The sequence below is a fragment of the Sphingosinicella sp. BN140058 genome, from assembly GCF_004135585.1.
Taxonomy (GTDB): domain Bacteria; phylum Pseudomonadota; class Alphaproteobacteria; order Sphingomonadales; family Sphingomonadaceae; genus Allosphingosinicella.
Map to the genome: position 1 here is coordinate 3467076 of NZ_CP035501.1, position 13025 is coordinate 3480100.

At 68.2% G+C, this 13025-nt stretch carries 10 protein-coding genes; all 10 read left to right on the plus strand.

Annotation, left to right across the window (positions count from 1 at the left end; all coding sequences use genetic code 11):
- Positions 1 to 20: 20 nt before the first annotated feature.
- Positions 21 to 1517: a cell division protein FtsZ gene (gene ftsZ, locus ETR14_RS15535; protein WP_129385996.1), complete on the plus strand. Its 1497-nt coding sequence runs from the start codon at positions 21 to 23 to the stop codon at positions 1515 to 1517.
- Between the two features lie 177 nt (positions 1518 to 1694).
- The gene (locus tag ETR14_RS15540) at positions 1695 to 3812 is read left to right on the plus strand and encodes an SPOR domain-containing protein (protein WP_129385998.1); all 2118 of its coding nucleotides are present in this window, start codon (positions 1695 to 1697) and stop codon (positions 3810 to 3812) included.
- A complete protein-coding gene (locus tag ETR14_RS15545) occupies positions 3809 to 4972 on the plus strand; it encodes a deoxyguanosinetriphosphate triphosphohydrolase (RefSeq protein WP_129386000.1) in 1164 nt (387 codons plus the stop codon). The genes ETR14_RS15540 and ETR14_RS15545 overlap by 4 nt, the downstream gene beginning before the upstream one ends.
- A gap of 121 nt (positions 4973 to 5093) precedes the next feature.
- Positions 5094 to 6656: a VWA domain-containing protein gene (locus tag ETR14_RS15550; protein WP_129386002.1), complete on the plus strand. Its 1563-nt coding sequence runs from the start codon at positions 5094 to 5096 to the stop codon at positions 6654 to 6656.
- A 117-nt stretch (positions 6657 to 6773) separates the two neighbouring features.
- Entirely contained in the window at positions 6774 to 7418 is a 645-nt protein-coding gene (locus tag ETR14_RS15555; RefSeq protein ID WP_129386004.1) for an NAD-dependent epimerase/dehydratase family protein, read from the plus strand.
- Between the two features lie 67 nt (positions 7419 to 7485).
- Complete coding sequence (gene argS / locus ETR14_RS15560; protein WP_129386006.1) at positions 7486 to 9213, plus strand: arginine--tRNA ligase; 1728 nt, start codon at positions 7486 to 7488, stop codon at positions 9211 to 9213.
- Positions 9213 to 9932 (plus strand): SPOR domain-containing protein, encoded by a 720-nt coding sequence (locus ETR14_RS15565; protein WP_129386008.1) that lies wholly within the window; start codon positions 9213 to 9215, stop codon positions 9930 to 9932. Before argS ends, ETR14_RS15565 begins: the two co-directional genes overlap by 1 nt.
- Position 9933: 1 nt before the next feature.
- Positions 9934 to 10941 carry a beta-N-acetylhexosaminidase gene (gene nagZ, locus ETR14_RS15570; protein WP_129386010.1) on the plus strand — a complete coding sequence of 336 codons (1008 nt, stop codon included), beginning with the start codon at positions 9934 to 9936 and terminating at the stop codon, positions 10939 to 10941.
- Positions 10942 to 10960: 19 nt separating this feature from the next.
- Positions 10961 to 11380, plus strand: a complete 420-nt coding sequence (locus tag ETR14_RS15575) for a hypothetical protein (protein ID WP_129386012.1) — start codon at positions 10961 to 10963, stop codon at positions 11378 to 11380.
- Positions 11381 to 11978: 598 nt separating this feature from the next.
- A complete protein-coding gene (locus ETR14_RS15580; RefSeq protein WP_129386013.1) occupies positions 11979 to 12917 on the plus strand; it encodes a crotonase/enoyl-CoA hydratase family protein in 939 nt (312 codons plus the stop codon).
- Positions 12918 to 13025 lie beyond the last annotated feature (108 nt).

Consider the following 13025-nt stretch of genomic DNA (forward strand, 5'->3'; position numbering starts at 1 on the left):
TGGATAGGGGGAGAAAGCAAATGAGCATCGACTTCATTCGTCCCGAAGTGGATGAATTGCGGCCCCGGATCAGTGTGATCGGTGTCGGTGGCGCCGGCGGCAATGCCGTCGCCAACATGATTGCGAACGACGTCCAGGGCGTCGATTTCATCGTCGCGAACACCGACGCGCAGGCGCTCAACGCCTCGCCCGCCGATCACCGCATTCAGCTCGGCCTGCGCATCACCCAGGGCCTCGGCGCCGGGTCGCGACCCGAGATCGGCAAGGCCGCTGCGGAAGAAGCGATCCAGGAGATCGAGGAGGCGCTCGAGGGCGCCCACATGTGCTTCATCGCCGCGGGCATGGGTGGCGGCACCGGCACCGGTGCTGCCCCGGTCATCGCCAAGGTCGCGCGCGACAAGGGCGTGCTGACCGTGGGCGTGGTCACCAAGCCGTTCAGCTTCGAGGGCAATCGCCGCGGCCGTTCGGCCGAAGCCGGCATCAACGAGCTCCAGCAGCACGTCGACACGCTGATCGTCATCCCCAACCAGAATCTCTTCCGCATCGCCAATCCGAACACGACCTTCAAGGAAGCGTTCGCGATGGCCGACGAGGTGCTCCAGCAAGGCGTTCGCGGCATTACCGATCTGATGGTGATGCCCGGCCTCATCAATCTCGATTTCGCCGACGTCCGCTCGGTGATGGGCGAGATGGGCAAGGCGATGATGGGCACCGGCGAAGCGTCGGGCGACAATCGGGCGATCGAGGCCGCGGAAAAGGCGATCGCCAATCCGCTGCTCGACGGCGTGTCGATGCGCGGGGCGCGCGGCGTGATCATCTCGATCACCGGCGGCGAGGACATGCGCCTGATGGAAGTCGACGAAGCGGCCAGCCACATCAAGGAACTGGTCGATCCGGACGCCAACATCATCTGGGGTTCGGCCTTCAATACCGAGCTCGACGGCAAGATCCGCGTTTCGGTGGTCGCCACCGGCATAGAGGCCGAAGCGGTCACCCAGGCGCCGCCGCAGCCAGCGAAGGTCTTCGCCTTCCCGGGCGCCAGCCGCAGTTCCGAAGCCAAGACCAGTGCGCCGCCGGAGGCGCCGGTGGCCGAAGCCGTCCCTGCCGAAACGCAGGCACAGGCTTCGTCCGCCGCTGAACTCGATCTTGCAGCGGAGCAGAGCGGCACGCTGAACCTCGACACGCCGGCGCCGGAGGGCGGCGACGAACTGCTGCTGGACAGCGGCGCGATCATCGAAGGCGAAGAGGGCGGCGAAAGCTTCATCGACGAGAATGTCGCGAGCGGTCCCGAGAGCCGCGCGCCGAGCGGTTCGCGCAGCTGGATCACCGGTGAGGAGCCGCAGGCCGCGGCGCCCCGGCCCGCCCGTGGCAATACCGGCGGCGGAACCCTGTTCGAGCGCATGTCCAACATCGCCCGCGGTGCCGACAAGGCGCAGGTGGAAGAAGAGCCCGCGCCGCGCATGCGCCGCGATCCGCTCGACATCCCGCGCTTTCTCGGCCGGCAGAACAACCAGTAAGCGATAACCTGCCGGCCGGCAAAAGGCAGGGAATCGGAACAACTTAGCGGCGCCGCGGGCTTCGGCTTGCGGCGCCAATCGTCGTTTTTCGGAAAAGTTCCACCGCTTCATCGTTGATGTCGCTCGGTCCGGCGCAGCCCGGTTGCCCTTCCTCCGGCAGTCGGTTCTAACCGCATCATGACGAAATCGCAGACGATCGGCGCCCGGTTCGGCCTTGCCATCCTGGGGGCGAGCACGATGCTTGCCGCAGCGCCCGGATGGGCGCAGGGCGGCGCGGGCTACACCGAGAGCCCTGCTGCCGCGCTGTCGCGCAACCTCAACAGTCTCGCCGCCAACCCGCGCAGCCTCGCGCCGCTGATGGGGGCCGGCCGCGCCGCGCTCGAGCTCGGTGACGCCCAGGCCGCCTTGACCTTCTTCGGCCGCGCGCAGGAGATTGCGCCGCAGGACGGGCGGATCAAGATGTGGATCGGCTCGGCCCTCGCCCATCTTCAGCAGGCGCAGGGCGCCCAGAAATTCTTCGCCGAGGCGCTGAGCCTCGGCGTGCCCGAAGCGGATCTGGCCGGAGAGCGCGGTCTCGCCTTCGACATTGCCGGCGATCCGCGCAGCGCGCAGCGCGACTACCGGCTTTCCCTGCAGCGCAATCGCGATCCGGAAATCACCCGCCGTCTCGCGCTGTCGCTTGCGATCAGCGGCGAGCGCGATTCTGCGCTTCGCCTGCTCGACGAGCAGCTTCGCGCGCGCGACCATGATGCCGAGCGCACGCGCATCCTGATCCTGGCGCTCACCGGCGATTCGACAGGTGCGGTCAACGCGGTCCAGGCCTCGATGCCGCACGGCCGCGGCAGCGCGATGGCGCCCTTCCTTCAGCGCCTCACCTTGCTCAACCCGGCCGAACGCGCCGCCGCCGTGCATCTCGGCATCTTCCCGCAATCCGGTCGAAGCGCCGGGCCGGTGCCCAACACCTTCGCCTCGGCCAACCCGGTTCAGGCCGGCACGCCCGATCCGCGCCAGGCCGGCCTCGGCGGCATGGCCACCCTGCGCCGAGACGACAAGGTCCAGACCGCCGGGGTCGCCGCGCCGCGGATGCCGACCACTTCCGCCGCCGCCGCGCCGCAATCGCCCCAGCAGCGCCCCAGCTGGGCCTTCACCGCCCGCAGCCTGTCGCAGATGCCGGCCCCGAAGAGTCCCGGTATCGAGCTCAAGTCCGGCGGCGCTTCGGCCGGCACCCTGGCGCCGCCGGTTCGGGTCGCCTCGAACATCGCGGCAGCGCCGGCGCCCGCCGCGCAGACGCCCCCGCCCGCCGCAAACCAGGCGAGGGCACCGGCCGGCTCCGCGCCGGTCCAGTTCGCCAATTCGGGCACCGCAGGGCAGCCGACGCAGAGGGCGGCAGCCCCGTCGATCAATTCTGCCTCGATCCAGCCTGCGCCGATCCTCGCCCCCGCGGATGCGCAATTGGCGCAGTCGACCGTCCTCAACCCGGCGCCCAAGGCTTTCGTCCCGGTAGCGCCGCAACCGGCCCAGGCGTCCACGGGTACGATCCCTGTTCAGCAGAGCCAGGCGTCCATCACCGCGCCGCCGACGCCCACCGCCGCGACCCAGCAGCCGATCCAGTCGGCCGCGCGGGAGACGGCGCCGTCGCCCGGCTTCTCGCTGCTGCAGCCCGCGGCATCCCGGCCGATGGAACTCGCCTCCGCGGACGTCCCGCGTACGGCGCCAGCCACGACGCCCGAGCCGGCGCCGGGCGTCGAGGAGACGTCGCGGACCAGCCGCCTTGCGGACGTCGCCGCGACCATCGCGTCGCTTCCCGATCTGGCGCCGCCGGCAGTGACCGCGCCGAAGCCGGCACCGGTTCGCGAGCCGAAGGCAGCGCCGAAGCCGGCCGCCCCGAAGCCGGAGAAGCTGGCGGTTCTGACGAAGCCGGCGGCTAAGAAGGACGACAAGGCTGCCACCAAGGACCCCGCTGCAAAGGGCCCAGCCGCCAAGAAACCGGCAGAGGCGGCCGCCAAGAAGCCCGCTGCCGAACCCGCGCGGGTCTGGGTGCAGGTTGCCGGCGGTGCCAACAAGACCACCTTGCCCAAGGAATATGAGCGGCTCCAGGCGAAGGCGCCGAAGCTCCTTGCCGCCCGCAGCGCATGGACGGCGCCGCTCAAAGCCACTAACCGCCTCCTCGTCGGACCCTTCAAGACCGAAAAGGAAGCCCAGGCATTCGTGAACGAGCTCGCCAAGTCGAAACTGAGCGGCTTCGCTTGGAGCAGCGAGGCGGGTCAGAAGGTCGAGAAGCTCTCGGCCAGGTGAAGCCGCTTGCCGATTGCGCCGCCGATCCCGCGCAAAGCCGGGGCCGGCTCCATGGCGATTCCAAGGGCGGCACGCGCGGACCGCGCGACGCCTTTCAGCGCGACCGCGACCGCATCATCCATTCGGTTCCGTTCCGCCGCCTCCGCCACAAGACCCAGGTCTTCATCGCGCCCGACGGCGATCATTTCCGGGTTCGGCTGACCCACAGCCTGGAAGTGGCCCAGATCGGCCGGGTGATCGCCCGGTCGCTCGGCCTCAACGAGGATCTGACCGAGGCGCTGTGTCTCGCCCACGATATCGGCCATTCGCCGTTCGGCCATTCCGGCGAGGACGCGCTGGAGGAGGCGCTCGCCGGGGCAGGCGGGTTCGATCACAATGCCAACACCATCCGGGTGCTGACGCAGCTCGAGACTCCCTATCCGCTCCACCCAGGCCTCAATCTCACTTGGGAAACGCTTGAGGGCCTCGCCAAGCATAACGGACCGGTCGCCCACGCGAGCTGGGCACTGGCGGAGGCCGACGCCGAGTTTTCGCTCGATCTCCTGACCTTCCCGAGCCTCGAGGCGCAGATCGCGGCGATCGCCGACGACATCGCCTACGACAATCACGACATCGACGACGGCCTGCGCTCCGGCCTGTTCACGCTCGAAGAGCTGCTGACCGTGCCGTTCGTCGCCCGCGCCTGGCGGGCGGTCCGCGCCCGCTACCCCGATGTCTCGGAAAGCCGGCTTCACGCCGAGCTGGTTCGCGATCAGATCGGCCTGATGGTCAACGATGTGCTGGCGGAGACCCAGCGCCGGGTCGCCGCGGCGGGGGTGGAAAGTGTCGACGATATCCGCGCCGCCGGCGTGCCGCTGGCCGGCTTCTCAGCCGCGCTCGCGGCGGAGGAGCGTCAACTCAAGAGGTTCCTCTACGCGCACATGTACAATGCGCCGCCGGTCGCGGCGGTGCGCGTCGAGGCGCAGAAGATCGTCACCGGATTGGCCGGCGCCTATGCCGCCGATCCCTTCCTTCTGCCGCAGGACTGGCGTCCGGTCGACGGCGATCCGGTCGCCACTCTGCGGGCAGTCGGGGATTTCATCGCCGGCATGACGGATCGCTACGCTATCCGGCAATATCGCGAATTGATCGGCCCGATTGCCCTTCCGGAGGGCTTCTAAAGGGACTTGTCGTCAAAACGGCGCCGCCTGACGGCTGCAGAATCGCATTCAACTGGTAGTCCGGTTTGTGATGTGATAACATCTCCCGAGTCGCAGCACCTGCGATGGTAGGAGACATGCCATGTCCGTCTCGTTTCGATTGCTTTCGCTCCCTGCCGGCTTTCTCGGCGTTGCTGTGCCGATCATGCTGCTGGGAAAGGTGGCTGCGCCGCCGGAGGAGAAGGCATCGGCAACGGTCGTGCTGCCGAGTCTGGCTTATGCGCCGGCCGTATCCCTGCCGGCGATGAGCGTGCGTCAGGGTGGTGCTCAGGACGTCCGCCACTTCCGCATGATCGCTGCCGAGATCGGCCTGCCGCGCCCGGACTCGCTGACCGCCGAGGGGCTCTTCGGGGAACATGATCTGACGATACCCGCCACCCGTCGGCGCGGGCAGCTCTTCTGCCTCGTCGCCGAGGCGATGCCGGCCGATTTTCCGAGCCGTTCCGGCGATCTTCTATTCGCCGGGCTGGGTTTCGGCTCCAACGTCCCTGCGGAAACCTGGCGCCGGGAGCCGCTCAACCTCGTTGCTGTCGTGGACAAATCCGGTTCGATGGAGGGCGAGCCGCTGGAACTCGTCCGGAAGAGCCTTCGCCAGATCGTCGGGCAGATGCGGGCAGGGGACCAGCTCTCGATCGTGCTCTACGGCGATCGATCGCATGTCTATCTCCCGCCCGCCGAGGTCGGCAGCCGTCGCGAGGCGATTCTCACGGCAATCGATCGGATCGAGAGCGCCGGATCGACCAACATGGAGGAGGGGCTGCGCGTCGGCTACGACACTGCATTCGCGACACGCGGAGACTTTGCTGGCGACACCCGGCTGATGCTGTTCACCGACGAACAGCCGAACGTCGGCGCGACGGATGCCCACAGCTTCATCGGCATGGCAGAGGCGGGGTCGAAGCGCGGCGTCGGACTCACCACCATCGGCGTCGGAGTTCAATTCGACGCGGCGCTCGCGACCAAGGTGTCGAGCGTCCGCGGCGGCAATCTGTTCTTCGTCTCGAACGCCGAAGAGGTACGGTCGGTATTTGCCGAGCAGCTCGATACCATGGTGAGCGAGCTCGCTCACGACGTCCGCATCACCGTGGTCCCGCGCACGGGCTATCGACTCACCGGCGTGTTCGGCGTGCCCGGCGGGCTGATGAACGAGGCACAAGATGGTGCGGTGACGATCACCGTCCCAACCGTCTTCTTCAGCACCAAAGGTGGCGGGATCTTCGTCGCGCTCGGCCGATCCGCCGACCGCGCCCATCTCCCCGCCGCACGCCTCACGCCCGGCCTGCCGCTGGCCGATGTCGACTTGCGCTACGTCGCCGCACGCACCGGCAGGACAGGCGGCGACCGAATATCGGTGGCGAACCCCGAAGTGCGGCCGAGCGCACCGCTTCGCCTCGCGCACCTGCTCGTCGACGAATATTCGGTGCTGCACGACGCCTCCGTCGCCTTTCACATCTCCGGCAAGCCGAGGCAGGCCCATCTTCTCCTCGCCGCCCTCGCCAATCGGATCGACGGAAGCCGGCTCCCGGGCCTCGCTCCGGAACGAAAGCTGGTAAGCGAGATGCTTGCGCATGCGGCGTTTGCCTCCGGTTACGGCGGCGAGCAGCCGTCCCGGCGCGAACGAGCGCGACAGACGGCCGAACGCTGAGCTTGTTGCCCCGGCTGGCGTCCCGGCGTGTCCGGCCGTACCATCTCGATATGGCAACAAGGTTTGCCGGAGGCATGGAGGCGTTGCGATTCCGACCTGTATCTCAGGATCATTGCAATGCGCGTCGCGCTGATCGGCGCGACGGGGCTGGTCGGTGCGGCGCTGGGTGAATGCCTTGCCGCGACAGGCCATGAGCTCCACCGACTGCAGCGGCGCGAGAGCGGTGGGGCAGGCAAGGTGCATTTCGCCGATTCTCGTGAGTGGCCGGAGATCGTCACGCGATTGCGCCCGGACGCGGCGATCTCCACGCTCGGCACGACGCTGAAGGCCGCCGGCTCCCGGGCCGCGTTTCGCGCCGTCGACTTCGACATGGTCGTCGATTTCGCCCGCGCCGCGCGCGAGGCCGGGGCCAGGCGGATGATCGCGGTCTCCTCGGTCGGCGCCAACGCGGGTGCCCGCGCCTTCTACCTGCGCACCAAGGGCGAGATGGAGGCGGCGCTCGCCGCACTCGGCTTTGGGCGGCTCGACATCCTCCGGCCCGGTCTGCTGCTCGGGGATCGAAGCGGCGACCATCGCACCGTCGAGCGGATCGGGATGATGCTGAGCCCGCTCATGAACCTCCTCCTCCCGGGATCGCTCGACCGCTTCGGTGCCATCGAAGCGGAGGTGGTTGCCCGAGCCATCACGAAGCTGCTGGCGCTTGAGCGCCCGGGCGCCCATATCCACCACAATCGCGAGATCCGGCGTCTTGCTGCCGCCTGAGCCCGCGCCTTCAAATCCGGGGCGGCATCGTCTACAGCCGCGCATTCTTTTGCCGTTGGAAAAATCCGTGACCCTCTACGCCCGCTTTGCCGCGCATCTCGACGCGATCCTCGACGCCCTCGAAGCCGAAGGGCAATTGCCCGGCGGTCTCGATCGCAAGGCGGTTGCGGTGGAGCCGCCGCGCGATGCCGCGCACGGCGATCTCGCCACCAATGCGGCGATGGTGCTGGCCAAGCGCGCCGGCACCAATCCGCGCGCGCTCGCCGGCCTGATCGCGCCGAAGCTCGAAGCGCTGGGCGAGGTCTCGGGCGTCGAAATTGCAGGACCGGGCTTCATCAACATCCGCCTCGTGCCGGCCATCTGGCAGGAAGAATTGCGCACGATCCTGTCGGAAGGCGAGGATTACGGCCGTTCGCAGCTCGGCGCCGGCAGCCGGGTCAACGTCGAATATGTCTCGGCCAACCCGACCGGGCCGATGCACATGGGCCATTGCCGCGGCGCCGTCGTCGGCGACGCGCTCGCCAGCCTGCTCGAACATGCCGGCTATGCCGTCACCCGCGAATATTATGTCAACGATGCCGGCGGCCAGGTCGACGTGCTCGCCCGCTCGGCATGGCTGCGCTACCGCGAGGCGCTCGGCGAAGCGATCGAGATCCCCGAGGGTCTCTATCCCGGCGACTATCTGGTGCCGGTCGGGCAGGCCTTCGCCGCGGAGTTCGGCGACCGCTATGTTTCGGCGCCCGAAGCGGAGTGGCTCGCCCTGTTCCGCACTCGGACGGTGGCGGCGATGCTCGACATGATCCGCGCCGATCTCGCTTTGCTCGGAATCCATCACGACATCTTCGCGTCGGAGGCGGAGGTGCAGGGCTCGGGCGCGACCGATCGCGTGCTTTCGACGCTGCGCGACAAGGGGCTGATCTACGAAGGCGTGCTCGAAGCGCCCAAGGGCGAGACTCCCGACGATTGGGAGCCGGTCGAACTCACCCTATTCCGATCGACGCAGTTCGGCGACGATCAGGATCGGCCGATGAAGAAGTCGAACGGCAGCTGGACCTATTTCGGGGCCGACGCCGCTTACCATCTCCAGAAGGCCGACGCCGCCGACCAGCTGATCAACATCTGGGGCGCCGACCATGCCGGCACGGTGAAACGGGTCCAGGCGGCGGTCACCGCGCTGACCGACGGCCGCGTCGAGCTCGACGTCAAGCTCGTCCAGATGGTGCGCCTGTTCCGGGCCGGTGAGCCGATCAAGATGTCGAAGCGGGCCGGCAATTTCGTCACCCTCGCCGATGTCGTGCGCGAGGTCGGCAAGGACGTCGTGCGGTTCATGATGCTCACCCGCCGCGCCGACGCGCCGCTCGATTTCGACTTCGCCAAGGTGGTCGAGGCGTCGAAGGACAATCCCGTCTTCTACGTCCAATATGCCCATGCCCGGGTGCGCTCGCTCCACCGCCGCGCCGCCGAGGCCGGCATCGACCTCACCGGCACGCCCGATCTGTCGTTGCTCGACGACGAGGAACTGGCGCTCGTGAAGCTCGCCGCGCAATTCCCGCGCGTCGTCGAAAGCGCGGCGCTGGCGCATGAGCCGCATCGGATCGCCTTCTATTTGTCCGATCTCGCCGCCGCGCTGCACGCGCAGTGGAACAAGGGTAATGACGATCCTGCGAAGCGTTTCCTCTTGGTACAGAATGAAAAGCTGACCCGCGCCCGTCTGGAACTCGCCTCGGCAATCGGGCAGATTGTCCGGAACGGCCTTGCGATCATGGGTGTCGCCGCGGCCGAGGAGATGCAGTGATGACCGATGTTCGCGCCGGCGATGCGACCGCGTTCGAGGAAGACCGGCTCCCCTGGCTCGAAGCGGTCGAGGATGACGATCGCGGCGACGGCCCGTCGACGCTGAAGATGATCGTCGGCGTGCTGATCGCCCTCGTCGGCATCGGCGCGATCGTCGGCGGCATCTTCTGGATGAACAACCGCAACGAGGTCGCGAGCGGCGGCGCCGAGCTGATCAAGGCGCCGGAGGGGCCGTACAAGGTGCGCCCGGACGATCCCGGCGGCATGGCCGTCGAAGGGGAGGGGGATACCGCCTTCGCCGCCAGCGCCGGCCAGGATCCGAAGAGCAACATCAACACCAACGCCGTGCCGGAGACTCCGGTCGGTCCCGGCGCGCAGCCGCAGCCAAAGGCGCCGAGCGACGGCGCTTTGCTGTCGGCCCCGCCGCCGACCAACGCGCCGCCGGCCAGTGGTTCGGCGACCGGTGCTGCCCCGGCGCCCCAGGCGCCGGCCGGGCCAGGCGGCACCATCCAGCTCGGCGCCTTCTCCTCGCAGGCCAATGCGACGAACGCGTGGAAGGCGCTGTCCGGACGCTTCACCTATCTGGCGCCGCTGACGCACAACGTCGTCCCGGTCTCGGCCGGCGGCAAGACGCTCTACCGCCTCCGCGCCAGCGGACCGGGCGCCGCCAATATTTGCGGCCGTCTCCGGGTCGCCGGCGAAACCTGCGTGACGCTCTGACGTGCAGGCCGCGATCTACGGCCTGTCGGGCGAGCGGCTGACCGACGAGGAGCGCGGCTTCTTTCGCGACTGCGATCCCGCCGGCTACATCCTGTTCCGGCGCAACGTCGCCGATCGTGCGCAACTGCGCGCGCTCACCGATGACTTGCGCGCGCTGCACGGCCGCGACGATCTGCCGATCCTGATCGATCAGGAAGGCGGCCGCGTCGCCCGCATGCGCCCGCCCGAATGGCCGGCGCTGCCGCCGGGCCAGGTCTTCGCCGATCTCTACGCCAAGGCGCCGATGACCGCGATCGAGGCGGCGCGCGCCAATGCCCAGGCGATCGCGGCGATGCTGCGCGAGGTCGGCATCAACGTCGATGCTTTGCCGTTGCTCGACGTCCGCCGCGAAGGCGCGCACGACATCATCGGCGACCGCGCGCTCGGCGCCGAGCCGATGCAGGTGGCGGCGCTCGGCCGCGCGGTGATCGACGGCCTGCGCGCCGGCGGCGTCGTCGGCATCGTCAAGCACATGCCCGGTCACGGCCGCTCGATGTCCGACAGCCATGTCGAGCTGCCGGTGGTCGATGCGAGCGAGGAGGAACTGGAGACGGACATCGCGCCGTTCCGCACCCTCGCCGGCGCGCCGATGGGGATGACCGCCCACGTCGTCTACACCGCCTGGGACAAGGAACGGCCCGGCAGCCTGTCGCCGGTCGTGATCTGCGAGGTCATCCGGCAGCGGATCGGCTTCGACGGCCTGCTGATGTCCGACGATCTCGGCATGCACGCTCTGTCCGGCGATTTCGGCGCCCGCGCCGCCGGGGCGCTCGCCGCCGGCTGCGATCTCGCTTTGCATTGCTCGGGTGACATGACGGAGATGCAGGCGATCGCCGGCGCGATCGGCGACATGTCCGATCCGGCCCGGCAGCGGCTCGATCGGGCGATGGCGACGATTGCCGATTATACCGGCGGCGAGGATTATGCCGCGCTGGCGGCCAAGCGGGATTCGCTTCTCGCCCACGCCTGACGGCAAGGGAGTTCCGCGGATGCGCGCGCAGGGAAAACGGAGCCTCGCCATGTTGCTGATCGCCTCGCTCCTCGGCACCGCGGGCGCCGCCCAGGCGCCGGCCGATTGCACCGCTGTCGCCGCCGAGCGCGTAGCGCTCCGCGCCGAGCACGAAGCGGTGCAGCAGGACATCGCCGACATTGCCACCGGCCACTATCGCAAGCGCAAGCAGAAGAAGGCGTCCGGCGAAGAAGTCGCGCGCGGTGCCGCCGGCACCGCCGCCGGCCTGCTGCTGCCATTTCCGTTTGGACTCGCCGTCGGTGCGGCCGGCGCCGCAGCCGCCCGCTCCAAGAAGGAAGCCGCGCCCGCCGAGCCGGGGCCTGACGTCGAGGCGATGATCGCCCGCCAGCAGGCCCTGGAGGCGCGGCTCGCGGAGCTCCAGGCGTCTAACTGCCCCTGATCGGACAGGCGGACTCGGATCGTCCGCACACCGCCACGGATCGTCGCGACGGCAGCAACGCGTCCTCGTCTGCAACGTTGATGGCACAGGACTGAGAGAGACGGGTCCTGCGAGCGGCGTCCCGGCGCGGGTCTTTCCTCCCCCCGCCGGGACGCCAAGCGAACCCCGAACCCGCGTGCCCCGCCCGCCTGCGAGTCGGCGCGATTCGTCGCGTGAGTCGCGGCTTGTGCCCCGAAGCGGCAAGGCTCGATGCCGGGTCGTCTCGTTCTCGCGCATTAACCGGGGTGACCCAGCCGTCCCGAAAGCTGACATCAGCCGCTTCCCTGTGCGCTGCAACATTTGCAGGATCGGCCGCAAACGACCCCAACGGGCATGCGGACGAGGGCTGTGATAACAGTTATTTAACCCTCTAAGTGCCTGTTTCCAATCGATCCGGACGGTGTCGGGAGCGCCCCGGCGCGGGCGCTGCAAGGAACATGGTTAACGATACCTTGCTGCAACAGTCGGGGAACTAACGTCCGCATCACCCTTTCGGGCAATTGTCCAAACAGGCCAGACAGGGTTACAAGCGTGTAAACCAAATCTCTAGGGGCAAACGATGAATCAGTATTTCAGCCTGAAGTCGGCCGGCGATGCCGTGCCGACGCCGGGCAGCCCCGAGGAAAGGCTGCAGCCGCTCGCGGTTTCGCCGAAGAGCCTGTCGCCGGGATCGCGCTTATTCGATCTCGGTCAGCTCGATGTTCGATGGGAAGGCGCGTCCGAGACGCTGTGGACGTGGATGACACCGGTCGACCGTCCGAATTTCAACCCGGCTATGCTTCGGGATTTCCAGCGTTGGCAGACCGAGATCCAGCGGGAATTTTCTGGCACGGCGCCGGGGATCAAATATCTCGTTCTGGGATCGCGTTTTCCGGGCGTGTTCAATCTCGGCGGCGATCTCGATCTCTTCGCCGGCTTCATTACCCGCGGCGATCGTGCGGGGCTGGTCAAATATGGTCGCGATTGCGTTGCGATTCTGCACAACAACATGCGCGCGCTCGATCTTCCGTTGGTCACGATTGCGCTTGTTCAGGGCGACGCCCTCGGCGGCGGGTTCGAGGCGATGCTCTCGTTCAACGTCATCGTCGCCGAAAAGGGCGCGAAGTTCGGCCTGCCGGAGATCGCCTTCGGCCTGTTCCCGGGCATGGGCGCGCATTGCCTGCTGGCGCGCAAGCTCGGCCTCGCCAGGGCCGAACAGATGATGCTCTCCAGCCGGCTCTACACCGCCGAGGAGATGCACGAGATGGGCCTCGTCCACGTGCTTGCCGATCCGGGCTGCGGGGAGGAAGCGGTCCGCGCCTATATCGCCAAGCACGGCCGCAAGCAGAGCGGGCACCGCGGCATCTACCAGTCGTCGGCGCTGGTCGATCCGATCACTCTCGACGAACTGCAGGCGGTGGTCGACGTCTGGGCCGATGCGGCGCTGACTTTGTCCCCGTCCGACCTCAAGATGATGAAGCGCCTGGTCGGCGCCCAGACCCGCCTCGCCAGCGTCTGAGGCTCTCCAGCGGTCACCCGGCTCCTAACCCGTTCGGGCTGAGCTTGTCGAAGCCCTCTCTTTTCTAAGCCCTGAAAGCGAAGGAAAGGGCTTCGACAGGCTCAGCCC